19 protein-coding genes and 1 pseudogene are annotated in these 24,731 nt (G+C 70.4%); 8 read left to right on the top strand and 12 right to left on the bottom strand.

The genetic code is table 11. The features are described 5' to 3' along the window. Positions 1-2 precede the first annotated feature (2 nt). The 3 genes and pseudogenes from ACHBTE_RS14955 to ACHBTE_RS14945 form a co-directional block, all read left to right on the top strand. The gene (locus ACHBTE_RS14955; RefSeq protein WP_394724286.1) at positions 3-998 is read left to right on the top strand and encodes a carbohydrate ABC transporter permease; all 996 of its coding nucleotides are present in this window, start codon (positions 3-5) and stop codon (positions 996-998) included. Further along, positions 995-1,831 (top strand): carbohydrate ABC transporter permease, encoded by an 837-nt coding sequence (locus tag ACHBTE_RS14950; RefSeq protein ID WP_394724285.1) that lies wholly within the window; start codon positions 995-997, stop codon positions 1,829-1,831. Before ACHBTE_RS14955 ends, ACHBTE_RS14950 begins: the two co-directional genes overlap by 4 nt. A 33-nt stretch (positions 1,832-1,864) precedes the next feature. Then, positions 1,865-2,059: pseudogene (locus tag ACHBTE_RS14945) on the top strand (diadenosine tetraphosphate hydrolase); the annotation flags it as partial. 72 nt (positions 2,060-2,131) lie between these two features. Here ACHBTE_RS14945 and ACHBTE_RS14940 read toward each other — a convergent pair. From ACHBTE_RS14940 to ACHBTE_RS14930, 3 genes are read right to left on the bottom strand one after another with little or no spacing between them, the layout of a single operon-like run. Continuing rightward, the gene (locus tag ACHBTE_RS14940) at positions 2,132-3,181 is read right to left on the bottom strand and encodes a 2-hydroxyacid dehydrogenase (RefSeq protein WP_394724284.1); all 1,050 of its coding nucleotides are present in this window, start codon (positions 3,179-3,181) and stop codon (positions 2,132-2,134) included. Positions 3,182-3,202: 21 nt separating this feature from the next. Then, positions 3,203-3,817, bottom strand: a complete 615-nt coding sequence (locus ACHBTE_RS14935; protein ID WP_394724283.1) for a histidine phosphatase family protein — start codon at positions 3,815-3,817, stop codon at positions 3,203-3,205. Beyond that, positions 3,814-6,909: an FGGY family carbohydrate kinase gene (locus ACHBTE_RS14930; protein ID WP_394724282.1), complete on the bottom strand. Its 3,096-nt coding sequence runs from the start codon at positions 6,907-6,909 to the stop codon at positions 3,814-3,816. The genes ACHBTE_RS14935 and ACHBTE_RS14930 overlap by 4 nt, the downstream gene beginning before the upstream one ends. Positions 6,910-7,232: 323 nt before the next feature. Between ACHBTE_RS14930 and ACHBTE_RS14925 the strand changes: the two genes are divergently transcribed. Both ACHBTE_RS14925 and ACHBTE_RS14920 read left to right on the top strand, forming a co-directional pair. Next, entirely contained in the window at positions 7,233-8,009 is a 777-nt protein-coding gene (locus ACHBTE_RS14925) for a DeoR/GlpR family DNA-binding transcription regulator (RefSeq protein ID WP_394724281.1), read from the top strand. 321 nt (positions 8,010-8,330) lie between these two features. Then, positions 8,331-9,686 (top strand): MFS transporter, encoded by a 1,356-nt coding sequence (locus ACHBTE_RS14920; protein ID WP_394724280.1) that lies wholly within the window; start codon positions 8,331-8,333, stop codon positions 9,684-9,686. A gap of 265 nt (positions 9,687-9,951) precedes the next feature. On the opposite strand, the gene ACHBTE_RS14915 is transcribed toward ACHBTE_RS14920, so the two are convergent. The 6 genes from ACHBTE_RS14915 to ACHBTE_RS14890 all read right to left on the bottom strand — a co-directional run bounded on the left by ACHBTE_RS14915 (position 9,952) and on the right by ACHBTE_RS14890 (position 16,137). Beyond that, complete coding sequence (locus tag ACHBTE_RS14915; RefSeq protein ID WP_394724279.1) at positions 9,952-10,653, bottom strand: bleomycin resistance protein; 702 nt, start codon at positions 10,651-10,653, stop codon at positions 9,952-9,954. A 119-nt stretch (positions 10,654-10,772) separates the two neighbouring features. After that, positions 10,773-11,987 carry a beta-ketoacyl-[acyl-carrier-protein] synthase family protein gene (locus tag ACHBTE_RS14910; RefSeq protein ID WP_394724278.1) on the bottom strand — a complete coding sequence of 405 codons (1,215 nt, stop codon included), beginning with the start codon at positions 11,985-11,987 and terminating at the stop codon, positions 10,773-10,775. Then, positions 11,984-12,358 carry an acyl carrier protein gene (locus tag ACHBTE_RS14905; RefSeq protein WP_394724277.1) on the bottom strand — a complete coding sequence of 125 codons (375 nt, stop codon included), beginning with the start codon at positions 12,356-12,358 and terminating at the stop codon, positions 11,984-11,986. The genes ACHBTE_RS14910 and ACHBTE_RS14905 overlap by 4 nt, the downstream gene beginning before the upstream one ends. Positions 12,359-12,399: 41 nt before the next feature. Then, on the bottom strand, positions 12,400-13,989 hold the full coding sequence (locus ACHBTE_RS14900; protein WP_394724276.1) for an MFS transporter: 1,590 nt from the start codon (positions 13,987-13,989) through the stop codon (positions 12,400-12,402). Further along, positions 13,986-14,771 carry a thioesterase II family protein gene (locus tag ACHBTE_RS14895; RefSeq protein ID WP_394724275.1) on the bottom strand — a complete coding sequence of 262 codons (786 nt, stop codon included), beginning with the start codon at positions 14,769-14,771 and terminating at the stop codon, positions 13,986-13,988. Before ACHBTE_RS14895 ends, ACHBTE_RS14900 begins: the two co-directional genes overlap by 4 nt. Positions 14,772-14,973: 202 nt before the next feature. After that, on the bottom strand, positions 14,974-16,137 hold the full coding sequence (locus ACHBTE_RS14890; RefSeq protein ID WP_394724274.1) for a hypothetical protein: 1,164 nt from the start codon (positions 16,135-16,137) through the stop codon (positions 14,974-14,976). A 236-nt stretch (positions 16,138-16,373) separates the two neighbouring features. On the opposite strand from ACHBTE_RS14890, the gene ACHBTE_RS14885 reads away from it, so the two are divergent. Further along, positions 16,374-16,604, top strand: coding sequence for a hypothetical protein (locus ACHBTE_RS14885; RefSeq protein ID WP_394724273.1), 231 nt, complete (start codon positions 16,374-16,376; stop codon positions 16,602-16,604). A gap of 12 nt (positions 16,605-16,616) precedes the next feature. Here the strand turns inward: ACHBTE_RS14885 and ACHBTE_RS14880 are convergent, their stop codons facing one another. After that, positions 16,617-17,075, bottom strand: coding sequence for an SRPBCC family protein (locus tag ACHBTE_RS14880; RefSeq protein ID WP_394724272.1), 459 nt, complete (start codon positions 17,073-17,075; stop codon positions 16,617-16,619). Between the two features lie 468 nt (positions 17,076-17,543). On the opposite strand from ACHBTE_RS14880, the gene ACHBTE_RS14875 reads away from it, so the two are divergent. Beyond that, positions 17,544-18,968, top strand: a complete 1,425-nt coding sequence (locus tag ACHBTE_RS14875) for a Gfo/Idh/MocA family protein (RefSeq protein WP_394724271.1) — start codon at positions 17,544-17,546, stop codon at positions 18,966-18,968. Between the two features lie 136 nt (positions 18,969-19,104). Here ACHBTE_RS14875 and ACHBTE_RS14870 read toward each other — a convergent pair whose 3' ends face one another. Then, positions 19,105-19,992, bottom strand: a complete 888-nt coding sequence (locus ACHBTE_RS14870) for an NAD(P)-dependent oxidoreductase (protein WP_394724270.1) — start codon at positions 19,990-19,992, stop codon at positions 19,105-19,107. A 199-nt stretch (positions 19,993-20,191) separates the two neighbouring features. Between ACHBTE_RS14870 and ACHBTE_RS14865 the strand changes: the two genes are divergently transcribed. Next, complete coding sequence (locus ACHBTE_RS14865; protein WP_394724269.1) at positions 20,192-23,566, top strand: BTAD domain-containing putative transcriptional regulator; 3,375 nt, start codon at positions 20,192-20,194, stop codon at positions 23,564-23,566. A 178-nt stretch (positions 23,567-23,744) separates the two neighbouring features. On the opposite strand, the gene ACHBTE_RS14860 is transcribed toward ACHBTE_RS14865, so the two are convergent. After that, positions 23,745-24,488, bottom strand: a complete 744-nt coding sequence (locus ACHBTE_RS14860) for a class I SAM-dependent methyltransferase (RefSeq protein WP_394724268.1) — start codon at positions 24,486-24,488, stop codon at positions 23,745-23,747. Positions 24,489-24,731 lie beyond the last annotated feature (243 nt).

The following is a 24,731-nucleotide window of genomic DNA, read 5'->3' as shown; positions in this document are numbered from 1 at the left end:
ACATGTCCGTCACGTCCACAACGACGTCGAAGACGACGGCGCCGGGCACCGGGGAGGCCTCCCGTGAGCGAGGTCTCCCCCAAGGGGGCAGGCGCAAGCGGGAGTTCACCACCAGGCGTGGCCTCAGCATCGCCGCCTTCATGGCGCCGGCTGCGGTCTTCGTGGCGGTCTTCACCTACTACCCCATGATCGCGGGCGGCCAGATGGCCTTCCGCAACTGGAAGTTGACCGACCTGACCGACACCTCATGGGTCGGTCTGAGGAACTTCGGCGATGTCTTCGCCGACCCCGCCTGGGGGACGGTCCTGAGCAACACCGGCATCTGGGTGGTCGGCTCGATCGTCCCCCAGCTGGTGGTCGGCTTCGCGCTCGCCCTGTGGCTGCGCCGCCGCTTCCGACTGCGCGGCCTGTACCAGGCGCTGATCTTCTTTCCCTGGGCGATCTCCGGGTTCCTGATCGGCATCCTGTTCCGCTGGCTGTTCAACAGCGAGTTCGGCGTCGTGAACGACCTGCTCCAGAAGGCCGGCCTGATCGACGAACCGATCGCCTGGCTGGCCGATCCGAAGACGGCGATGGTGGCCGTCCTCATCGCCAACATCTGGTACGGCGTCACCTTCTTCGCGATCATGATTCTGGCGGCGCTCCAGTCGATCCCCGACGAGCTCTACGAGGCGGCGGCGCTGGACGGCGCGGGCAAGGCCCGCACACTCTTCCAGATCACCATCCCGTACATCCGGACCACACTGGCGCTGACCGTACTGCTGCGGGTGATCTGGATCTTCAACTTCCCGGACCTGATCTTCGGCATGACCGGCGGCGGACCGAACAACGAGACGCACATCGTGACCACCTGGATGATCAAGATCACTCAGCAGGGCGACTACGGCAGAGCCTCCACGCTCGGCCTCCTCGTGGTGGCCGCACTGCTGGTGTTCGCGGTGTTCTTCCTGATGGCCACGCGCGAGAAGAAGCGCGAGAAGAAAGGGGTGAGGACGTGACCGGCAAGGAGACCCGGGCCGGCCGGGCCGTGAAGTTCACCTTCCTCGGCATATGGCTGCTCTTCACCGTCTTCCCGCTCTACTGGATCGCCGTCACCTCGCTCAAGGCCCCCGGCGACATCTTCCAGTTCCCGCTGGCGTACTGGCCCGAACGTTTCTCGCTGGAGAACTACAGCGGCCTGTTCGGCACCGCCGACTTCGGTACCTACCTCACCAACAGCCTCATCGTCTCCACGCTGGCCGGCGTGACGGCCACCGCGATCTCGATGCTCTCGGCGTACGTACTGGCGCGCTTCGAGTTCCGCACCAAGTCCGCTCTGCTGATGGCCGCGCTGGTCACCCAGATGATCCCGTCGTTCATCGCCCTGGGCCCGCTCTACCTTCTGATGACCGACCTGAAGCTGGTCGACAACCGCTTCGGCCTGATCCTCGTCTACATCGCGGTGTGCATCCCCTTCTGCACGGTGATGCTGCGCGGGTTCTTCGAGAACATCCCTGACGCGCTGGAGGAGGCCGCCATGATCGACGGCCTGTCCCGCTTCGCGGCGCTGTTCCGGGTGCTGTTGCCGGTGATGCCCCCCGGCATCATCGCCGCGTTCATCTTCAACTTCGTCAACTGCTGGAACGAACTGTTCCTGTCGGTGACGCTCATGAACAGCGACAGCAACAAGACCGTCCCCACCGCCCTGAACGGCTTCATCTCCAGCTTCAACATCGACTGGGGCTCGATGTCCGCGGCAGCCGTACTGACGATCCTGCCCACGATGCTCCTGTTCGCCTTCGCCAGCCGCCACATCGTCCAGGGGCTCACTTCGGGCGCGGTGAAGGGCTGAGATCGGCGCACGGTGCCTGGCTAGGTTGGGGGCATGACTGGTGACTGGAGAACGGACCGAATCGGGGCTGCGCTGCGAGGCGAGAACCCGACCGTGCTGCGGCGGCTCGGGTCCGGGTTCGCGGTGCTCGGCGATGTTCAATTCCTGCCGGGTTACTCGGTTCTCCTCGTGGACGAACCCGGCATCGAGCGACTGACCGACCTGCCGAAGGCGAAGCGGCTGTCGTATTCGACGGCTTGACGGAGCGAGCACACCGCCGTGGACTCGCAGGCGTCCTCGGCTCGGCCGTGCCCGCGTGTGTCACCTTCGCGTACGCACGGCCTCCGGGTTGGCGCAGTGGGTGAGGGGTTCGCCGCGCAGGTAGCGGGCCACTTCCGCTGCCACGATCCGGGCCGCCTTGTGGGCGACTTCACGGCTGGCCCCGGCGATGTGCGGAGTCAGGACGACACCGGGTGCGGACAGCAGCCGGGACCCGGCCGGTACGGGCTCGTCGGGGTAGACATCGAACCCGGCGCCGCCCAAGTGCCCGTCGTTCAGGGCGTCGCACACCGCGTCGTAGTCGAGGAGGGCGCCGCGCGCGCAGTTGACCAGCACCGCACCGCGGGGCATGGAGGCGATCTGGGCGCGGCCGATCATGCCGCGGGTTTCGTCGGTGACCCGGGCGTGCAGGGAGACGATGCGGGAGCGGTCGAGCAGTTCCTCCAGGGTCACGAGCTGGGCCAGGCCCCGCACCGCCTCGGGGCGTACATAGGGGTCGTGGACGAGGATGGTGGCGCCCATGGCCGCGAGTACGCGTGCGACGCGGGAGCCGATGGCGCCGAAGCCGACGAGTCCGATGGTCGAGCCGTCGATCTCGATGCCGCAGTTGGCGTAGTCGTAGTAGTCGCCGCGCCAGGCGCCCTGCTTGAGGTCCGCGTGGACGTCGCCGATGCCGCGGGCCGCGGCGAGGATGAGCGCGAGGGTGTGTTCGGCGGTGGCCACGGCATTGCGGCCGGGGGCGTAGCAGACGGCGACACCGTGGCGGGTGGCGGCGTCCAGGTTGGCGTTGACCGGTCCGCCGCGGCTGACGCAGAACAGTTCGAGGTCGGGGCAGGCGGTGAGGATACGTTCGGTGAGCGGCGCCATCTGGGTGACGCAGATCTGCTTCCCGCGCAGTGCCTCGATGATGTCGTCTTCGCTGCCGGATGCCTCGTCGACCTCGGCGACCTTGCCGAACGGTGTGTGCGGCCAGGGCAGTTGCAGTTCGCGGATGTCGAGCGCGGCCGGCTCGGGTACGGCGTCGCGCAGCTCTTGGGTGAGCAGCCGGGGCAGCACGAAGTGATCGCCCGCGGCGAGGACTGTGGTGGGCACGGTGGTTCTCCGGGAAGTGAATCAGTCGGTGGTCAGCGTGGGGACGTTGAGTCGCAGGAGTGATGCTCGTCCGGCCTGGAGGCGTAGTTCGGTGAGCGCGCCGTTGTCCAGCTTGGGAAACACCTGGCGGTAGTGGGCGAGGGGGATGCCGAGCAGCCTGCACAGGACGAGGCGGACGAGGGTGGAGTGGGCGACGACCAGGACGCGGCCGTGGGGCAGGTCCTGTTCGACGTCGGTGAGGCATGCGATGGCGCGAGCGGCGGCTGCTGCCGGGTCCTCGCCTCCGGGCAGGTGGTGGGCGACCGGATCCGTGAGGAAGGCTGCCAGTTCGGCCGGGAACCGTTCCCGCATCTCTGCTCGGGTGAGTCCCTCGCCGTGCCCGAAGTCGACTTCGCGGAGTCGCTCGTCGATACGCAACGGCAGGCCGAGGCCGTTGGCGGTGGGCTCGGCGGTGAGCCGGGCACGGGAGAGCGGTGAGCTGAGCACCGCGTCCAGTTGCCGGCCGGCCGCCCAGGCGCCGAGTGCGGCGGCCTGCTTGTGCCCGCGCTCGGTGAGCTGCACGTCGGAGCGGCCGGCATAGCGGTTCTCCGCGTGCCACTCTGTCTCTCCGTGCCGTACGAGGACGAAGTCGGTCACTGCTGGGCCTTTCTGTGGGCGTGGGTGGCCACCTGCGGATCCAGCCAGCCCCGGCGGGTCAGTTCGTCGACGAAGCCGAGGTAGCGGGGAAGGAGTCGTCGGGTGCGGGAGGAGTCGGGGTGCAGTTCGGTCCCGGATCGCACCATGGCGGCCGCGGCCTGCTCCAGCGGCACGCCGCAGGCGGTGGCCGCGAGCACGGCCATGCCGGCGGCGCTCTCGGCCTGCTCCGGCAGGGTCACCCGCCGGCCGAGCAGGTCGGCGCGCAGCTGCGACCAGTACCGGTTGCGGGCGCCGCCGCCGGTGAGGCTGAGCGGGCCGTCGACGGGGGCGCCGATGTGGTCCAGGTGGTCGAGGCAGAGCCGTTCGAGGCAGGCCACGCCCAGCAGGCAGGCGTGGAACTCCTCCGCCGTGCCGGTCGGTTCGCCGAGTACGAAGGAGTGTGCGTCGGGGGCGCGGAACGGGAACCGCTCACCTCGTGCACCGGCGAGCGGGTAGACGACCGCCGTGGAATCGGTGGTGGCGGCCTGCTCGGTGAGGGCATCGAGGTCGGCGCCGGGGAACCGGCGGGAGAGGACGCCGGCGCCGCTGCTGGATGCTCCGCCGGGCAGCCAGGTGCCGCCGGGCCCGAGGTGGCAGTAGACCACCCCCGCGGGGTCGTGCACGGGGCGGAGGCTGGCGCCCTTGAGCACGAGGGTGGTACCGAGCACCGAGTTCCAGGCGCCGGGGGTGAGAGCGCCCGCGCCGATCTGTGCCGCGCAGCCGTCGGTCATGCCCGCGACGACGGGTACGCCGGGAGGGATGCCGGTGGCCGCTGCGGCTTGTGCGCAGACATTGCCGATGACGGTGCCGGGCCGTACGACGTCGGGCAGCAGGTCGTCGGGGACGCCGAGGGCGGTCAGTTCCTCGACGGGCCAGCGCTCGGCGAGCAGGTCGTAGCCGGTCTTCAGAGCGTGGCTGGAGTCGGTGGGGGTACGGCGTCCGGTGAGCCGCCAGGTGATCAGGTCGGCTTGGTGCAGCAGCCGGGTTCCCCGCGGCGCTTCGGTGTGCTGGAGGAGCCAGAGCAGTTTGGGCAGGGCCCAGGACGGCTGCATGGTGCGGTATCCGAGCTTTTCCCATACGGCTGCGCCGACGGTGTTGACCCGTTCCGCGTGTCGGGCGGCGCGCCCGTCGTCGTACATCAGGGCCGGTGTGAGGGGGGTGCCGGAGGGGTCGGCGAGCAGGATGGTCCCGGAGGTGGCGTCCACCGCCAGGCCCCGCACCCGACGGGTGTCGATGCCGTCCAGTGCCTCGCGGCAGGCGTCGCTCAGAGCGGACCACCACTGGTCGGGGTCCTGTTCATGCCGGAGGCCGTCGCGGTGGCTGGTCAGTGGGCGGGAGGCCGCGGCGAGCAGCTGTCCGGTGCCGTCCATGGCGATCGCGCGCACGCTTTGCGTACCGAGATCGAGACCGAGGTGGACGGCGTCGGGGCTGAGGGCGTCAGGCATGCGAGTCTTCCGGACGGGTGTCGTTGCGGCGGGGGGTGGCAGCAGGTGCCGGGGCGGTGGACCCCGGTGCTCCCGCAGGGGGTGGGCGGGGGGTTGCTCAGCGGTGGCGGGTGGGGGTGTGGGCGTACGGAGTGGTGACCAGCCCAGGGATCGAGCCGCGTCCCGCCAGGCCAGGTGTGCCGCGGACAGTTCGTCGTACAGAGCCGCCCGGATCGGGTCCGGCTCCCAACTGGAGCCCATCCGAACGTACTTGGCGGCAGCCTGGCGCAGGTCCTTCTCGGCTCCGGTGAGGACCAGTCCGGTCAGGAAGGCGCCCTTTGCGCCCAGTTCGGTGTCGGTGCTGCGTGCGGTCGGGACGCCGGTGGTGTCGGCGATCAGCCGGCACCACCGGTCGCTGGTGGCGCCGCCGCCGCAGAGCCGGAGCTCGTGCACCTCGGTGGCGGAAGCCCGCAGGCAGTCCCGCACGACCAGGGAGAGGCCCTCGAAGACGGCTCGGGCCATGTCCGCGGGTGTGTGATCGAGTGACAGGCCCCAGAAGGTGCCGCGGGCCCTCGGGTCGAGGAACGGTGCGCGTTCTCCGGCGGGCGACAGATACGGCAGGAAGCCCAGCCCGGCGGCGCCCGGCCGGGACGCGGAGGCGAGGTCCCCCAGGGCAGCGGGGCCCTCGACGGCGAGCGTCCGGCAGGCCCAGTCCAGTACCTCGGTGCCCGACAGGGTGGGAAGGGCACGCAGCAGGCGGTCCGGGCCACCGAAGGCGATGTTGATGCCGGACGGCTCACCGGAGGTGTCGACGTTCGGGCGGACGACCTCGGTGCACAGGGTGGTTCCGAGGATGGCGCACGCCTGCCCCGGATCGACGACGCCGACCCCGCGGGCCGTGGCGGCGATGTCGTACGGCGCCATCACGACGGGGAGACCGGCGGGCAGGCCCAGTTCGCCTGCCGCGTGCCGAGTGATCTCGGCGATGCACTCGTCGTGGCCCAGGACGCGCGGCAGCAGGCGACGCGCCCACGACAGTTCGAACAGGTCCACGATCTCCGGGTCGTAGTCGCCCGTGGCGTGGTCGAGGAAGGGCGCCGACGCGTCGGAGGCGTCGATCGCCGTGACTCCGGTGAGCTTCAGGAACAGCCAGCCCGCGGCGGTGAGCGCGGCACGGGAGTGTTCCAGCCGCTCGGGGTCATGCTCGGCGAGCCAGGTGAGCACCGCGTTGGGCATGCCCGTGCAGGTGAGGGAGCCGTTGCGGCGGTACGCCTGCTCCAGCACACCGTCGCTCTGCCAGCGCGCGAGCAGATCACCGGTGCGCCCGTCGGACCACAGGACCGCCGGCCCGGTGGGCCTGCCGTCGTCGTCGACCAGCCAGCAGCCGTCCCCCTGGGCGGTGAACGCGACCAGCCACACCGGTTCAGTGTCGGGACCCATGTGCGACAGAGCGCTGCGCACGGTGAAGACAACCCCGTTCCACACCGCTTCCATGTCCTGCTCGGCCCAACCGGGCTGCGGTCGCAGGACCTCGGTTCCGATGCGGGAGACCGCCACTTCCCTGCCCTCGGCGTCGAACACGACCGACTTGATGACCGAGGTGCCGACATCGACAGTGAGAACCGACATGACCGGGATACCTGCTCTTTCACCAAGGCCGCAGCGTGGCGTCCTCGCGGAATGGATTCCGCTGCGCCGGCGCCGTCGGCTGGAACTTCTGCGCCAACGGACCCAGCGAATCGCCCGGAAGAAAGCCGCGTCAATCGGGGCCGCGAAATATCCCGCAACCGGCTCATGGCATCGTGCGATCTCGCTGGACACCTGCCCTGCGCACATGGGATGTGGCTTGCCGTCAGCGTGTTATGTTCGTGTGAGTTTCACATGCGTATGTCGCATGCCGGCGCCCGTCGGACGACAGCGCCGGTGCGGGGAAGCGGAAGGGGCCGTCGGTCATGACCCGTGTGGAGGGGCAGGAGGAGCGACGCCGCCAGTTGCGCGAACTGGTGACGACGAAGGGGTTCGTGCGCACCTCCGACTTGGCGGCCGAGTTCGACGTGAGCGTGATGACCGTCCACCGCGATCTGGACGCGCTCCAGGCGCAGGGCTGGCTGCGCAAGGTGCGGGGCGGCGCGAGTTGCCTGCCGTCGACGCAGTTCCACGGCAGTGTCGGCGAGCGCATGACGACGATGACACAGGTCAAACAGCGGCTGGCTCGGGCGGCGGCCGAAGAGCTGGCGCCCGGCCAAGTGGTGGTCGTCGACGACTCCACGACCTGCCTGGGCCTGACCCAGTACCTGCCCGCCCACACACCGATCACCGTGATCACCAACTCGCTGCCCGCCGTCACCGCCCTCGCCAGGGAGCCGGGAGTGGCTCTGGTGGCCCTCGGCGGCGCCTACTTCCCGGCGTACGACGCGTTCATGGGTCCGCACACGGCACACAGCATGGCCGCCTTCCGCGCCGATGTGCTGTTCATGTCCACGACCGCTGTCACCGCGGGCCGCTGCTACCACATGTCGCCCGAAACAGTGCAGGTCAAGCAGGCGATGATGGCGGCTGCGGCACGCCGTGTGCTCCTCATCGACCACACGAAGTTCGCCAACCAGGGCCTGTACGCCCTGGCCCCTCTCACCGATTTCGACCTGGTCCTGGTGGACGACTCGGCACCGGCCGGGGAGGTGCACAAGCTGCGCGAGCGCGGCGTCAATGTGCGCGTCGTCCCGCGGTGACCAGCCACTCTCCCCCAGGGCCATTACTGCGAGCCGCCACGAACTCCCAGGAACCCCGCCCAGCGCTCATCACGTCACGTGAACATCGCATCGATTTCACCCGAGCGTGATGCCGACGACTTCCCACGCACACCCCCTGTGACCTGCTCAGACAGCTCCCATCCCACTTCGTGGCCGAATTCAGCCCCTTCCGACTTCACACAGTGACTCACCGGCTCCGCGAGGTCTTCGCACCGACGGATTGACCGCCTTCCTGCACGGCCTTTTCATCGTGACGCCCTACGGCACTCGACTTCCCCGTCCCCGAGAAGGTGGTTCGCCGTGACCGTCACCCCGAATGCATCCGCCCCGCCCGAGAAAACCCGGTCCCGCCTGTCGCTGGAACGCATCGGCATTCCAAAAACGCTCGCCTGGGGGTTTCTGGGCGTCCTGATCTTCATGATCGGTGACGGTGTGGAGTCCGGATTCCTCTCCCCCTACCTCATCGATCAAGGCATCGCCCGAGACCAAGTGGCGCTGCTGTTCACCGTCTACGGCTTGACAGCCAGCATCGCCGCCTGGTTCTCCGGCGCCCTGTCCGACCTCTGGGGCCCCCGACGCGTGATGATGCTCGGCCTCGGCATCTGGGCGGCCTTCCAGGTCCTGTTCCTCACAGCCGCCGTACCCACCGCCGACATGAACCTACTGCTGGTCAGTTACGGCCTGCGCGGCTTCGGCTACCCGCTCTTCGCCTACGGCTTCCTGGTCTGGGTTTCCGCTGTGACCCCCAAACACCGGCTCGGCTCGGCGGTCGGCTGGTTCTGGTTCGCCTTCACCGGAGGCCTGCCCACCCTCGGCTCCCTGTTCGCCAGCGTCACCATTCCGCAGATCGGCGCCTACTCCACTCTGTGGAGTTCACTCGCACTGGTCGTGGTCGGCGGGCTCATCGCGCTGATCCTGGTGCGCGAGCCGACGGGGCGCAGGCGCCTCGCGCCCGCGGGTGAACGCCCGGTGGCCACTCTGCTCGGATCGCTCACGATCGTCTGGCGCAACCCGCGCATCGGAGTCGGCGCCGTGGTCCGCGCGATCAACACCGCGGCGCAGTTCGGGTTCCTGGTCTTCCTGCCGGTCTTCTTCACGGACACCCTCGGCTTCTCCCTCACCGAGTGGCTGCAACTCCTCTCGGCGATGTTCGCCACCAACATCTTCTTCAACCTGCTCTTCGGCCTCCTCGGCGACCGCATCGGCTGGCAGCGCACGGTCGCCTGGTGCGGCGGAGTGGGCTGTGCGGTGACCACACTGCTGCTCTACTACGGAACCATGGCCGCAGGCCACAACTACCCCCTCGCCCTGCTGCTGGTCAGCCTCTTCGGCGCCACCCTCGCCGGTTACGTACCGCTGTCCGCCCTGATGCCGTCGCTCGCGCCTCGGCACAAGGGCCAGGCCATGTCGGCCCTCAACCTCGGCGCCGGCGCCAGCACCTTCCTCGGCCCGGCCGTGGTCGGTCTCCTTCTCGGCCCCTTCGGCGTCCAAGGTGTGATGTGGGCCTTCGCCCTGCTCTACCTGGCGAGCGCGCTGATGACGGTCTTCCTCACCCTACCCCGGGGCGACGCGCCGAGGACGGGGCCGCACGAGCCGCCGTCCGAGAGAAGTGCTGCGGAAATCACCGAGAGGCGGACTGCCGAGCATCAGTCATGACGGCCGCATCCGACGGGGATCACTTCCTCGAGTACGGCTGATCGACCGTGGCAGACGAAGCCGGCCCGCGCTCACCCGCGCAGGCCGGCTTTTCCAGGTCGACTTGGAACCGCATGAGCGGCGAGGCATCCAAGGTGAGCGGCGCACTTGTCTCGACCCTGGTTCGCAGGCAGAGGACGCCGTTCGCCACTTGGGCTCTTACCAGTCGGCAGGAGATCCACCCCGACGACTTCGACCGCACTGGTGAACTCCTCAGTTGGTTGGGTCAACCCCTCAACTCCCCCAGGCGTTCGAGGTCGTCGCGGACCGAGTCGCGCTCCTGTGTGGTGAGTCGGACCGCGGTGGCACGGGCGAGCGCGGTGGTCGCGGTGGCCGCGTCTCCGAGGCGGTCGGCGACGTCCGCTCGGAGTGCCAGGAGGCGGAACAGCTGCACTGGCGTGGGCCGCTCGTCCTCGATGCGCAGCACTCGGTCGATGACCTTCGCAGCCGCGGCCGGGTCGTCCCTCGAGTCCGCGAAGAGGGAGGCGTGATGCAGGGCTCGGGAGAAGGTGTCCTCGGGTGCGGGCCGGTGGTGGGGGTCCTGACTGGTCTGCTGCCCGATGCGCAGACAATTGCCCCCTGGATCGGTCAGGAGGAACTGGCGTACGCCGTGCGAGGTGTGCTTCAGCGGCCCTATGCGGGGCAGCCCGCGGCTCGGGATTCTTCCGTACGCCGCCTTGAGGCGGGATCGGAAGGTCTGGTGCAGGCCATCGACGTCGTCGGTGCGGATGTAGCAGCTGCTGTAGGACTCCGTCGGCTCGTACTGCTTCATCCCGAAGAAGTGGAGCTGGATGCCTCCGCGCTCCACGACGGCATACGGATTGGGACTCTTCTGCTGGAAGGTCACCTCGAAGCCGAGGACGGTGTAGAAGTCGAGTACAGGCTGAAGGGTCTGGCACGGCAGCATCGGAATTGTTTTCTCGCCCATGGCCGTCAGTCTAGTCAAAGTTGAATAGTAAGGGGGGTAAGGGTGTGTGTTGCGGACGCGGGCGCAGATGAAGGCGAAGACGCAGGCGCAGGCGGTGCGATTCGTCGGGGTGCGGTGGGTCAGCCCGTTGTGAACACCAGGGCGGCGTTCTGGCCGCCGAAACCGTAGGAGGTGCTGGCCGCGGCCCTGGCGTGCGTCGTGCGGGGGGCCTTGGCGACGACATCCAGGTCGATGTCGAGAGCCGTGTCCTCGTGGTTGGCCGTCGGCGGGATCAGTCCGTGCTGGAGGGTCAGGACGGTGACGGCCGCCTCGATCGCGCCCGCGGCACCGATCGCGTGGCCGAGCGCCCCCTTGAGCGATGTGACGGCCGGGGGCGTCCCGAACACGGCGTTGAGGGCGCGGGCTTCGGCCAGGTCGTTGAGACGGGTGGCGGTGCCGTGGGCGTTGACGTGTCCGATGTCGACGGGCTCCAGGGCGGCATCGGCGAGGGCGGCGGTGAGCGCCTCGGCCGCGCCCCGGCCCTGCGGATGGGGGGCCGCGTAGTGGTGGGCGTCGCAGCTTGCCGCGTAGCCGGCGAGGTAGGCGCGTGGCTGGAGGCCGCGGGCGCGGGCGTGTTCGGATCGTTCGAGGACGAGTACGGCCGCGCCTTCGGACAGGACGAATCCGTCGCGGGACGAATCGAAGGGACGGCTGGCCCGGGCCGGGTCCTCGGTGCGCTGGGAGAGAGCGCCCATCCGGTGGAAGCAGGCCGCGGGGATGGGGTGGCGTACGGATTCCGCGCCGCCCGCGAGCACGATGTCGCACGTCCCGGCGAGGAGCAGGTCGCGGGCGGTGCCGATGGCGGTGGCTCCGGACGCGCATGCGGTGGACACGGTGAAGTTCGGTCCACGGGCACCGGTGTCGAGGCCGATCTCCGCGGCGGACATGTTCGGCACGCTGCGCGGGATGGCGAGGGGGGAGATGTCCAGGGGGCGGTTGTCGGCGAGTTTGGCGAATTCGAGGGCGTAGCGTTCCATGCTGGCGGTGCCCGAACCGATCACGACGCCGACCCGCGGCGGCTCCCATGTCCGAGGATCCAGGCGGGCGTCGGCAAGGGCCTCGCGGGCGGCCAGGAGGCCCATGGCCGTGAACCGGTCCAGCCGCCAGGCGGACGAGCCGACGAGGCGGCGGGCGTCGAAGTCGGGTACCCGGCAGGAGATGTCGACGGGCAGTCCGGCCAGTTCTTCGTCGTACGTCGCGGTCGAGGTTCCTTGGAGCAGGGTCTGCCAGGTGCTCTGCGCATCGAGGCCACCCGGGCTGACGATCCCCAGGCCGGTGACCGCGATACGGGTCATGCGTCGGTGTCCGCAGCCGACAGGGCAGCCGTACGGGCCTGCGGCGGGGTGGCGGCCGACGGCGCCGTGTCTGAATGCCCAACCTCTGCATGCCCCACCTCCGCATGCCCGGCGCCCGCGTGCCCGGCACCCGCGTCCTCGACGTGCGCCCGCGCGGCGTCCAGCAGGGTGACCAACTGGCCGACCGTCTTCGGCAGCTCTGTGTCGTTGAGCGTGATTCCGGTGCTCTCCTGCACCGCCAGGCCCATCTCCAGCAGGGCCAGCGAGTCGAGGCCGAGGTCCTCGAAGGTCCGCTCGGGGGTGATGTCCGCGGCGTCGATCGGGAAGGTCTGCGTGAGCACCTCGGTGATGGTGTCCAGGGTCGTCGCCATGCGTGCCTCCAGAAGCGTGTGGGGGTCAGCGGGGTGGGTGGTCAGTCGGAAAGCGGCGTACCCGTCTCCGTGAGCGGTCCCGGGTGGGTGCGCGGTCGCAGCAGCGGCGCCGGGCGTGGGGCGAGCCAGCGGGCGGTGACCGCGGCGGTCAGCAGTACGACGGCCGCCGCTGTCGACGCGGTGAGCGTCATGGCGTCGACGAATGCGTGACGGGCCGCCGAGAGTACGGCGATGCGCTCGGCCGGCGGCAGGAAGCCGGCTTGGTCCGGCACGGAGAGGAGGCTGTGCCGTGCGGCCTCGGCCACCGCGGGCACGGTGCCCGTGACGGCGGGCGTCTCGAGGAAGCGGGAGGTGAACAGGGCCGTGAGGAGGGAGCCTTGTACGGCTACGCCGAGAGCGGAGCCGACCTGCCGGGTCGCGTCGTTGATGGCGGAGCCCAGACCGGCCAGCTCGGTGGGTACCGACTCCATCACCGACTCGGTGCCCGCCGCCGCCACGAGTCCGGCGCCAACGCCCGCGACCGCCTGGAACAGCGCGCAATGCCCGTAGCCCGACTGGTCCGTGGTGGTGGCCCAGATCCCGAACGCGACGGCGACGACGAGCAGTCCGCTCACCACGGTGATCCTGATGCCCAGCCTGCGCTGGACCACGACGGCCACCGCCGCCCCCACGGCCAGACCGGCCGGCAGCGGCAAGGTGCGCACCCCTGCCTCGACCGGGCTGTATCCGAGCACACCCTGCAAGTAGAGAGTGAGGACGAACAAGGCTCCGAACAGGGCGAAGGACATCAGTGCCAATGCCGCCGCGGCGACTCCGATGCCGGGCCGCGCCAGCAGGCGCAACGGCAGCATCGGCGCCCGCACATGCCGCTCCCAGGCGAGAAACGCGGCCAGCACCAGCGCGGCGAGCGCGAAGCCCGTCACGACCGGCCCGCTGGTCCAGCCCTGGTGGGGGCCCTCGATGATCGCCCAGACCAGGGCCAGCAGCCCCGCGGTCGACAGCAGCGCGCCGACGGCGTCGAAGGCGGCGGACCGATGTCCGCGCGACTCGGGCACCACCAGGCAGGCCGCGGCGATGATCACGGCGGTCAGCGGCAGGTTGATCCAGAACGCGGCCCGCCACGAGGCGTGCTCGACCAGCCAGCCCCCGATCACCGGACCGCTCAGCCCGCCCAGCCCGCCCACCGCCGCCCACACGGCGATCGCACGGCGCCGCAACTCGGGCTCGGGAAACATGTGGTGCAGCGCGCCCAGGGTCGCCGGCATCAGCAACGCCGCCCCGGCCCCCATGCCGCACCGGGCCGCGATCACCTGCCACGCCTCGCCGGCCAGCGCCCCGCCCACCGAGGAGGCACCGCACACGGCCAGGCCGAGGACGAAGCACCGCCGTCGCCCCCACCGGTCGGTCACCGCTCCGACGGCCAGGACACTGCCGCCCAGCATCAGCGCGTAACCGTCGACGATCCATTGCACCTGGGCCGTGGTGGCCCCGAGGGCCTCGCGCAACTGCGGCACGGCCACGTTCAGGACGGTCAGGTCCATGCCGAGCATGAACAGCCCGAGGCACACCACGCCCGCCGCCCATACCCGTCGGACCCGGGGATCCGCCTGCTCACCGGTGCGTGCCGTCATGCGGCGGGCACCGCCTCTCTGACCACCGAGCCGAGGTCGGCCACCACTTGGCGCACCAGCGCCTCCAACTGCCCGTGCAGGTACATGTGGCCGCCCTCGAACAGCCGCGGCTGCGCCGGCATGCTCGGGGCGCAGGCGAACAGCTCGTTCCATCCGAGCAGCTGCCGCACGCTCGTAGTGGGGTCCTGCGCGCCGCCGTACAGGGCCAGCGGTACGTCCAGGGGCCGCTCGTCGCGGTGCCGGTGGTGCAACAGCAGCAGGCAGTCGGCGAGCAGCGGTGTGCATGCCGTTGCCATCGACACCGGGTCCTGGAGCAGCCGTTGCGGGATGGGGCCACCCACCAGCTGCCCCAGCCCGTCCAGGCCCCCCGCCAGCAGCGGCACCATGCCTTTCGCGTACGCGTCGTCCTGCGGACCGCACAGTGCCGAAATCCCCACCCACGACGGAAGACGACCACCGCAGGCCCGCAGATGGCGTACGGCCGCGAAGGCCACGAGAGCCCCGACACTGTGCCCGAACACAGCGAACGGCCGCGGGTCGGCCTCGTCGTCCACCATCCCCGCGACCAGTGCGGCCACCGCGGCCGTGTCCGTCAGCGACGGCTCCTGCGCCCGGCTTCCCCGGCCCGGCATGCTCACCGAGCACGCCTCCACCCACTCGGGCAGCAGTTCGGCCCATGGCGCGAAGAACCCCGCTCCGGCCCCCGCAGGCGGCAGGCAGTACAGCCGCACCGCCGCCCTGGGACGCTCCCGCAGTACAACCCGCGTCAGTTCACCAGCCACGCCAACCGTCCACATCCGCTCGCCGTACACGCGCGATCTCCGCCCAGGCGCTGCGTCTGGAAGTCGGGAGGCGGAAGTCGGAATTCATCGTTCCGCATGACAATACGAACGGACGACCAGCGCGCCGCGGGCCGGACGACATTCACTGAAATGAGGCATCGTCACACCCGACGCCTCGCCTCCCGGCTGCGACCCGCGTCCGTCAGGATCGCCCCACCGGTCCACCCGAGCGCGTCACGCCGTCGAGGATCAGAGCGCGCATGGGCGGCGGCAGCACCCCCGGCATCTCCAGAACGAGCCATTGGCAGCCCGGCACCGCACCGTCGAGCAAGGCGAGAACCTGCCGCTGGAACAGCAAGGTCAGGGTCGAGAGCGCGTGGCTCGACGGCGCCCAGCGACGCTCGCGCAGGGCTTCCAGGACGGACAGCCCGGACAGCAGCTGCCTGCCGTGCAGCCACTCCGAGACGGCCTCACCGATCTCGCCGGACGCCAGCTCGTCCTCCACGCGTCGGCACAGGTCCAGCGCCCACTCATGTACCCGCTGTGCCGTACGCCAGCCGGCGGCAAGGTCTTCCATTGGCGCCGTGTCGGCCATGCCGCGCAAGAGATCGCGAGCGTCGGTCGTCGGGATCAACGTGAGTGAGTCCCCGTCGTCGAGGACCTGGTCGGCGACCTCCGGGACGTCCTCGCGCGTGGTCTCGACGAGGGAAGCGATCGGATGGGACGGCATCGCGGGGCTCATGGCTCGCAGCAGAGCCCCGATGTCCTGAACGGAGACGGACCCGCCGAGCATCGCCGTCACCGCGGTCAGCGAGGCGTCCTGCGGTGTGAGCCGTGACGGCGCGTCGTTCGCATCCAACTCAGCGAGTTCGGCGGGCAGTTCACCGAGTACACCGGCGATCGCCTCGTCGATGCGGCGCGCCCGGGCCGGGACCAGGGTCATGGTTCGATCGCTGCCACGGAGACGGTGGGAGAGGTTGTCCAGCCGCTCCTCCCGGTCCGTCGCGGCCTCGGTGCCGTCGCGCTCATCGGGGAGGGCCACCGCGTCCACGGCGGTACGGAAAGCGGATCGGACCGTGGCCTCCGGTACCGGGAGCCCGTCGGCGAACAGAAGCAGCGCCAAGTCGGTGGGCCGCTTTCCACGCCCGGCGAGTCGGGCGAGCGCCACGACCAGTTCGAAGCTCTCGGGCCGCGGCGTGGAGGTGCTGCCCCGGCCCCTGCCGAGCCCTCCGCCGGGGATGTTTCCGGGCAGGAGGCCGGCCCGGCGCCAGCCGGCGAGTTGCTTGGCCGTGACGGTGCAGCCGTGGGCCGCCGCGTGATCGATGAGCTGCTGGTCGGCCGCGCTGGGGCCGTCGCTGGAGGGCATGGCGCGAAGCTAGCGGCGCCCGCGGTCGAGACGGACCGGCTTTGGAACCCCCCGACCTTTGTCCGGTCGCTGTGGTAGGCGTCCGCTGGAATGGCGGTGCGGAGGCAGCGCCGGCAACGCAATGGCAACGCAGGGCAACCAGATGGCATGCCGCCGCCGTTTCAACGGCGAGACGTCGGATTTCAGCACCTGACGTCGGACTTTCAACACCCGGCCGACGAAGGACCTCACCACTCATGACCACGGACACGGACACGGACGCGCCCCGCCCCCAGGGCCCCGACCACACGCAACTGCGCCTGGCAGTGCTCCTCCTCGCCCTGGTCGTGGGGCTGCTGATCACCGGCGCGTCCGTCTACCTCGCCCACGCACACCCGGAACTCGCCCAGCCCCTGGGCGTAGGAGCCGCCGTCATGAGCGCGCTCGCCGCCCTCGCCGGCATCGTCGCCCTCTGCATCCGGCGGTGAGGCCCGGCCGTGTCAGCCCTTGTCGATCGCTGCTTCCGCCGCCGCCTTGATCCGGGCGCCGAAGTTCGGAGCGTCCTTGCGGGCGGCGGTGAGAGCCAGTCCGACGATGAGTTTGCCCAGGCCGTGGCCCTCCAGGACGTTGAAGATCCGGACGCGAGTCCTGCCGTCGGCCAGCGACTCCAGGTCGTACCCGCCTTCGTCGGCCGTGACGCTGTTCTTGGACACCTCGGCCCACCGGATCCTCACCGGGGCTTGGAGTTCGGTGATGCGGAACTCCCTGGCCGTCTTCATCCCGGCGTCCTTGACCGTGCTCCGGAAGACGGTGCCGACGGCGGTCGGGGCGTCCGGCACCCTCTCGATCCCGAGCACGCGGGGGCTGAACTGCGGGTCGTTGCGTCCGTCGGCCAAGTAGTCGAACACGGCCTCGACAGGCCGATCGATGTCGACCGTCGCTTCGAACTGTCCTGACATGAGCACTCCTCGATCGCTTGAGCCGCAGAGTCACAGCGCGCCCCCGACCCCGTCGCACGACATCCACCGACATGGCTGAGCCATGGACGGCGGAACGCCTCGTGAGCGCGCGAGGAGCCGCGCCGCCCGTGTCGGCGCAGGGGCACCTCGGACTCTAGGGAACGGCCGGGCGTCCGGCGAGACGGACGGCGCGGCGGTGAGCGTCCCGCCGTATCACCCGAACGGGGCCGGGGCGCGGGATTGTCGAAGCGTCAGCTCCCGCACCGTCACTGCGAGTCCCCATCACCTCGAGCCGTCAGCCGCCCCGCCCGCTGATCCTAGATGCTCGATCCTGCTCGAAACAGCTATCTATCGAGCACGTATTGACACGCACGCGTCGAAGCCCGCAGAGTCATGCCCCGAAAGTCCCGCCAGTCCCGACAGTGCCCCGGCAGTGATGCAAGCCACCCCACGAGGAGTGTTGCCGTCATGTCCGAAACACCCGCTGTCTCACGCCGACTGCTCCTCGGCGGAGCCGTCGCCACCGGCGCGATCGCGGCCGGAATGACCGCCGCCGCCCCGGACGCGTCCGCCGCGACCGGGCAGGCGCCGCGCCGCCGCCCCGGACAGAAGTCGATGATCGGTGTGCCGTTCGACGTCCACAGAACCGTCCGCGTCGCTGTCATCGGCCTGGGCAACCGTGGCGGAGGCATGGTCACGGGCTGGGCCGCCGTGCCCGGCTGCACCGTGACCGCCGTCTGCGACATCCGCGCCGACCGCGCCCGACGCGCCGCCGACCGGCTGGTGAGCAAGGGCGAGCCCCGTCCTGCCGAATACGGCGGATCAGCCGACTCCTACGCCCGGATGCTCCAGCGCGACGACATCGACCTGGTGTACGTCGCGACGCCGTGGGAGTTCCATTACGAACACGGCAGAGCCGCGCTGCGCAGCGGCAGGCACGCCGTGGTGGAACTCCCGATCGCGACCGAGCTGCGCCAGCTGTGGGACCTCGTCGACACCTCCGAACGCACCCGTAGGCATCTGCTCCTCGCCGAGAACTGCAGCTACGGTCGCAACGAACTGGCGATGCTGCGGATGGCCCACGCCGGTCTGTTCGGCGACATCACCAACGGCCACGGCGGCTACCTCCACGACCTGCGTGAACTTCTTTTCTCCGACACGTACTACACCGACTCCTGGCGACGGCTGTGGCACACCCGCAGCACGGCGTCGCTGTACCCCATGCACGGACTGGCCCCGATCGCTGCCGCCATGGACGTCAACCGGGGCGACCGGATGACCACGCTGCGCGCGACCGCGACGGCCCCGAAGGGACTGGCGGACTACCGCGAGCGTTTCATCCCGCGGGACCACCCGTCCTGGAAGGAGACGTACATCAACGGCGATCTGGTCACCTGCCTCATCGAGACCGAGCGCGGCAGGGTCATACGGGCGGAGCACGAGGTGAGTTCGCCCCGGCCGTACAGCAGGATCAACACCCTCGCCGGCAGCCGCGGGATCGTCGAGGACTACACCGGACCCGGCCCGACCGGCGCGCGTGTCTATCTCGAACCGGACCACGGCGGCCACAGCTGGCGCGACTTCGCCGACTACCGCAAGGAGTACGACCACTGGCTGTGGGAGAAGGTCGGAGACGACGCCGCGAACAACGGCGGGCACGGCGGCATGGACTACGTCCTGCAATGGCGCACGGTCCAGCTGATGCGGGCCGGGCTGGTGCCCGACATCGACGTGTACGACTCGGCCGCCTGGTGCTCGGCGGTCCCGCTGAGCGCCGCGTCCCTGGCCAGGAAGGGCCGGCCGGTCGAGATCCCGGACTTCACCCGCGGCAACTGGGCCGGCAAACGGCCCGGCCTCGACTCCACCCCCACGGACATGCCGCCCGTCGGCTGAGCACTGCCGCGCTGCACCACCGAAACCTCGGGGCCCCCGGGGGGTGGATTTCGACAGGCACGCGGAAGGGGCCGGTTCCGAACCGCGATTCGGTCCCTGCCCCTTCGTCAGGGGGTACCGCGCACACGGCACCCTGTCACTGGTCGGCGCGGCGATATGCCTTCACGACGCTTGCGTAGCTGTTCTTGGCATGGCCCTGGGCGATGACGGCCTCCATCAACGCCTCGGAATACCTGGGCAGTTCGCTGTCGACCCCGAGCGCCTGGCTCTCCTCGACGAGGTGCTTGAGCGCGCCCAGGTGCGTCTCGAGGGTGGCGTCGTTGGCCGGGAACTCGTCGTCGCCGGCATCGATCTGTGCCGCGTAGTCGGCCGTGAACATCTTGATGGCGTCGAGCCACATGTGCGCCCACGGCAGGAACTCCTGCGCCTTCACGCCGCCGGTCTCCACGATGGCGACGCCGTGCAGGAAGCTGTTGAGGGCACCCCACATCAGGCCGAGCAGCGAGACGTCGAACAGGGCCGGCTTGCCGTGGTCGGTGCCGAGGTACGTGGTGCCGCCTCCGAGAAGCTTCAGCACCGGCTCGTGCGTGTCGAAGACAGCCTTGTCGCCGGCGTAGAAGAGGACGGAGGTCTCGGCGCCGATGCCGGGCGGGGTGATCATGATGGCGCCGTCGAGGTATCGAGCGCCGTTCCTGTCCGCCCACTCGGCGGCCTGCCGGGCCTGCTCGGAGGAGCCCGTGGTCAGGTTGACGACGGTCTTGCCGTGCAGGGCGTCACCCAGCGGGCCGATGACGTCGTGCACCACGTCGTACGTCGACACGCACACCACCACGAGGTCGCTCGCGGCGACGGCGTCGGCGGGGCTCGGCGCCAGGACCGCGCCGTCCGTGACGAGGCCGTCGGCCTTGTCCGCCGAACGGTTCCACACGGTGGTGGTGTGACCCGCCTTCAGGAAGGCGGCGGCCAGCGCCTGCCCCATCAGGCCGAGGCCGAGCACCGACACCGAAGTGTGGTTGTCACCCATGAATCAATTCCTCCAGTACAACGGCGGTGCCGTTTTTCGCAGTTGAGCCTTTCGAGGAAGGCTGGCAGGTCGCGCTTCGGATTCGCTTCGGACGACTTCGGGCGCGCTGCGGGGCCTTGCGCGAGCGCCCGGGTCGGCGCCCGGTGAGCGGGCCTCTCGCCGCACATCGCCTCGTCCGACGGCCGGTTACGCTGAGATCATGGAATTCGGGGTGCTGGGGCCGCTGGAGGTGAGCACGGCAGAGGGAAGTGTGGTTCGGGTCCCCGAAGTCAAGGTCCGGTTGCTTCTCGCGGACCTGCTCGCCCATCAGGGGCAGGTCGTTCCGGCAGAGCGGCTCATCGAGGATCTGTGGGGCGGGTCGACGTTCACGGCACGGCCGGCGGCGTCGCTCCAGGCCAAGGTGTCCCAGCTGCGGCGCGCGCTGGAGGACGCGGAGCCCGGCAGCCGCGAACTGGTCGTGCACCGGCCGCCCGGATACGTCCTGGACATCCCCGCAGGCGCGTCGGACGCCGGCCGGTTCCGCGAACTGGTCGCCCGGGCCAGGGCGGTCGAGGCCCCGGTGGCGCGGGCCGACTTGTACATCCAGGCGCTGGCGCTGTGGCGCGGCCCCGCCTTCCCCGAGTTCGCGGACCGGCCGGGTGTGCTGCCGACGGCGGCGGGCCTGGAGGAGGAGCGCCTGACCGCCGTGGAGGAACTCACCGACGTACGGCTGGAGTTGGGCGAACACCATCTGGTGCTGGGTGAGCTGACCGAGTTGGTGGAGCAGCACCCCCTGCGGGAGGGCCTGCGGGGCGCGCTGATGCGGGCCCTGTACCGGGCGGGCCGCTCCTCCGACGCGCTCGACCACTTCGACGAAGTGCGGCGCCGGCTCGACGAGGAGCTGGGGCTCACGCCCGGCCCGCAGCTGGCGGCACTGCAACAGGCCATCCTTCGTCACGACCCGGTCCTGGCTGCCCGGCCGAAGCCACCCGCGCAGCCGGGCGCGGGAGGGCCGCCGGGGCTGGGACCGGGACCGGGGACGGGCCCGGCGCCGGGACTGACCGGTCCGGCTTCGCCGACGCCGCTGGTCGGCCGTGACCAGGACGTCCGGGCCATCCGGACGCTGCTGACCGAGCGCCGACTGGTGACGCTCACCGGTCCGGGAGGGGTCGGCAAGACCCGGCTCGCCCAGACCGTGGCGCAGAGCCTCGCCGATGCCTTCGAAGAGGGCACTTGGCTGGTGGAGTTCGCGGACGGCGGGCGCCCGGAGCGGTTCGCCGGCGTGGAGTCGTCGGCCGAGCGGGTCATGGCGACGTTGGGGATCCGGGAGAACCTCTCGGACAGCGACTTCACGCGTCCGACGGACCGGCTGGCGAGCGTGCTGGCCGGACGGCGGCTGCTGCTCGTGCTGGACAACTGCGAGCATGTCGTGGAGGGCGTCGCACAGTTGGCCGCCGTGCTGCTGGGCCGGACGCCGCACCTGCGCATTCTGACCACCAGTCAGGAACCGCTGCGCACCCGGGACGAGACGGTGTATCCGGTGGCGCCGCTGTCACTGCCCCCGACGGGTGCCTCGAAGGCCGGGCCGGACCTCGACACGCTGGCCGGCGCGGGCGCCGTGCGGCTCTTCGTGGACCGGGCCACCGCGATGGACCCCTCGTTCGTGCTCGACGCCACCACCGCCCCTCTCGTCGCGGACGTGTGCCGGCGCCTGGACGGCATTCCGCTCGCGCTGGAACTGGCCGCCACACGCGTACGGTCGCTGGGCCTCAGGGAGCTGCACGACCGTCTCGACGACCGCTTCCGCGTGCTCAACAGCGGCTACCGGGACGCGCCTTCACGGCATCGGACGCTCCAGGCCACCCTCGACTGGAGCTGGGGCCTGCTCGACGTCCGGGAGCAGACAGTGCTGCGCAGACTGTCGGTGTTCAGTGAGGGGTGTGGTCTCCAGGCCGCCGAGGAGGTGTGCTCCGGGGGCGCCATGTCCTCGGGCGACGTCCTGGACGCGCTGAGCCTGCTCGTGGAGCGCTCTTTGACCGTCCGCACCGAGGGAGCGCGGGGTTCGCGCTACCGGCTGCTGGAGTCCGTGGCGGTCTACGCGCGTGACAGGCTGGTGGAGTCCGGCGAGTACGCCGAGACCGCCGCGCGGCATCTGCGCCACTGTGTGCGCCTCGCCGAGCTTGCCCGGCCGCATCTGCACGAGCGGGAGCAGGCCCGGTGGTTTCAGGACCTCGACTCGGAGGCGGCCAATGTGCAGCGCGCGCTCACCGAGGCCGCCCGGACCGGTGCCGCGCGGGAAGCGTTGCGCCTGGTCAACTCACTGACCTGGTACTGGTACGTCCGGGGTCGGCTGGCCGAGGCCCGCAGGGCGCTGGCCACGGCCCTGGACACACCGGGCGACGCCGCACCGGAGGAGCGCGTGGAGGCGGAGCTCTGGTACTCGGGCATCCGCCTGCTGCTCGGCGAGCACGATCTGGAGTGCGCCACTTCAAGGTACGGCGCCCTGGAGCGCGACGCCGCGCAACGCGACGCACTGGAAGACCATGCCGTGGAGGGGCACCTGCCCGTATCCGGCCCGGAGTTCGCCCGGGCCCACTGGTTCCTGGCGCACGCCCAGTGGACGGTCGGGGCGCTCGCCGAGGGCGAGCGGCGGCTCGAGCAGGTTCTGGTGCGCTTCCGCACCTTGCGCGACGCGTGGGGAACGGCCGCCTCGCTGACCACACGAGCCTGCTTCGCTCTGGCCCGCGGTGACCTGGAGGGGGTGCGCGCGGACGCCGAGGAGGCCCGAGCCCACTTCGCGGAACTGGGCGACCTGTGGGGTCGGCTGAAGACGGCCGACCTGCTCGGCAGGCTCGCCGAGATCAACGGCGACTACGACCTGGCTGCCCGGTTGCACAAGGAGGGCCTGCGGATCACCCAGGCCCTGGAGACATGGCCCGAGATGTCGGTGAAGCTGTCGGGGCTCGGCAGGATCGCCCTGCTCGGCCGGCGTTACGACGAGGCCGATGAGCTGCACACACGCGCTCAGCGGCTCGCGGTCGAGCAGGGCAACCAGCCGGCGGAGCAGTTCGCCGCGCTGGGCCTCGCGCTGAGCGCCCGACGCCAGGGCCGGCCGGCCGCCGCCGAGGAGTGGCTGCGGCCCTGGCTCGCCTGGAACCGGCGGCACGACGACGGCCCCGGCCTGGCGCTGGTACTGGCCGAGCTGGGCTTCATCGCCGAACAGAGCGGCGACGCCGAGCGCGCCCTGGCCCACCACCGGGAGGGTGTCCAGGCCGCCATGACGACCAAGGACCCCCGCTCGATCGCGCTCGCGCTCGAAGGTCTGGCGGGGGCCTACTCCCTGACCGGGCGCGCGCAACGGGCGATCCGCCTGCTCGGTACGGCGGCGGCGACCAGGGCACGGGCCGGTGCCGCGCACCCCCGTGCGGAGCGGGGCGACGTCGAGCGCATCTCCGCCCGACTGCGCGACAGGGTCGGCGAGGCCGTCTACGCCCGCGAGTTCGCGCTGGGCGCCGAGTCGGACCACGAGGCCGTGGCGAGGGCGGAGGCGCTGCTCGCGGTCCGCCCGGCGACCGGGGTGCCCGGCGGTCGATGAAGGGCGGGGCGCTCACTCCTGCGGTGGCTCCAGCCGGCCACGGACCGCACATGTGTGTCGCCCCACCCTGTCACCCGGCCCGTCGGACGGGGCCAGTCGGCGGCCCCGTCGCCCGGCCGCCGACCCCGAGGCCCTCGCCCGGCTCGTCACCCCGGCCGTCACCCCGGCCGTCGCCCGGTCAGGCGCGGCAGCGGAGCAGCTCCAGCGGCGGGCTCTTGAGGACGTCCGCCCAGAAGTCCTCGCCGTACTCGCGGATGCCGGCTTCGGACACCCGTAGCGGCACCCACTCCACCTCACTGAACCCTGTCGCCCGCAGGCACTGCTCGTAGACCTCGCGGCGCGGGGCAGAGCTGACGATGCTGATGGGCTGCGGATCGAGCAGGGCCGTGACACGTACGCGGGGACCCGTCTCGATCTCCTCCCCGGTCGGCTCGCAGATGAAGCCGTACTTGTCCAGGGATGGGCAGTCGAACTGGTAGTCAGGCTTCTGGGCCAGCACGAAGAACTCGCCGCCCGGCACCAGGCTGCGGTGGATGTTGCCGCACATCCGCTCCATCTCCGCGATGTCCGCGGCGTAGTTGAGACACTGCACTCCCAACGCGACATCGAAAAGCCGGTCGAGAGACCGCAGTTCGGTCACGTCGCCGACCTCGTAGCGCACACCCAGCGGGTCGCGTGCCTCGATCTCCCGCGCGGCGGCGATCATTTCGACGGAGATGTCGACGCCGAAGACATCCGTGGCGCCGCGCCGCTTGAACTCCCTGCTGTAGAAACCGGTGCCGCACGCCAGGTCGAGAACGGACTTGCCGCGCACATCGCCCACCATGGCCAGGAAGCTCGGCACCTCCCCGTAACGCATCAGCGGCAGGGACTTGAATCCCTCGAACGCCTCACCGATCTGGTCGTACTGCTGCACGCTCATGTGACGCCCCCTTCTGTGCTTCGTCTCCCGTACGCGCCACATGCCGGAACTCCGGGAACGGAGCACGCCGGCTGTGGTCGCGGCAGTGAGTCTTTACCGCCCGCTCTCGCGGGGCGTACTGGCAGATGACACAGAGAAGTCGGCTTAGGCACCTCTCATCGACCAACAGTGTGTGTTGTCGGAACCGGTCCTCGGGTCGGCGGGCCCGAGTGTGTGGCGGCCGAGCCGGGGCATCCGGATTGC

The organism is Streptomyces sp. M41, assembly GCF_043673425.1.
GTDB lineage: Bacteria > Actinomycetota > Actinomycetes > Streptomycetales > Streptomycetaceae > Streptomyces.
This window is presented reverse-complemented; position numbering and strand designations above follow the sequence as displayed.

Coding starts and splice junctions, on each gene's coding strand:
- ACHBTE_RS14880 (WP_394724272.1), bottom strand. CDS start 17,075: ATGTCAGGACAGTTCGAAGCGACGGTCGACATCGATCGGCCTGTCGAG.
- ACHBTE_RS14875 (WP_394724271.1), top strand. CDS start 17,544: ATGTCCGAAACACCCGCTGTCTCACGCCGACTGCTCCTCGGCGGAGCC.
- ACHBTE_RS14890 (WP_394724274.1), bottom strand. CDS start 16,137: ATGCCCTCCAGCGACGGCCCCAGCGCGGCCGACCAGCAGCTCATCGAT.
- ACHBTE_RS14910 (WP_394724278.1), bottom strand. CDS start 11,987: ATGACCCGTATCGCGGTCACCGGCCTGGGGATCGTCAGCCCGGGTGGC.
- ACHBTE_RS14860 (WP_394724268.1), bottom strand. CDS start 24,488: ATGAGCGTGCAGCAGTACGACCAGATCGGTGAGGCGTTCGAGGGATTC.
- ACHBTE_RS14925 (WP_394724281.1), top strand. CDS start 7,233: ATGACCCGTGTGGAGGGGCAGGAGGAGCGACGCCGCCAGTTGCGCGAA.
- ACHBTE_RS14905 (WP_394724277.1), bottom strand. CDS start 12,358: ATGGCGACGACCCTGGACACCATCACCGAGGTGCTCACGCAGACCTTC.
- ACHBTE_RS14900 (WP_394724276.1), bottom strand. CDS start 13,989: ATGACGGCACGCACCGGTGAGCAGGCGGATCCCCGGGTCCGACGGGTA.
- ACHBTE_RS14930 (WP_394724282.1), bottom strand. CDS start 6,909: ATGTCGGTTCTCACTGTCGATGTCGGCACCTCGGTCATCAAGTCGGTC.
- ACHBTE_RS14955 (WP_394724286.1), top strand. CDS start 3: ATGTCCGTCACGTCCACAACGACGTCGAAGACGACGGCGCCGGGCACC.
- ACHBTE_RS14870 (WP_394724270.1), bottom strand. CDS start 19,992: ATGGGTGACAACCACACTTCGGTGTCGGTGCTCGGCCTCGGCCTGATG.
- ACHBTE_RS14915 (WP_394724279.1), bottom strand. CDS start 10,653: ATGGGCGAGAAAACAATTCCGATGCTGCCGTGCCAGACCCTTCAGCCT.
- ACHBTE_RS14865 (WP_394724269.1), top strand. CDS start 20,192: ATGGAATTCGGGGTGCTGGGGCCGCTGGAGGTGAGCACGGCAGAGGGA.
- ACHBTE_RS14885 (WP_394724273.1), top strand. CDS start 16,374: ATGACCACGGACACGGACACGGACGCGCCCCGCCCCCAGGGCCCCGAC.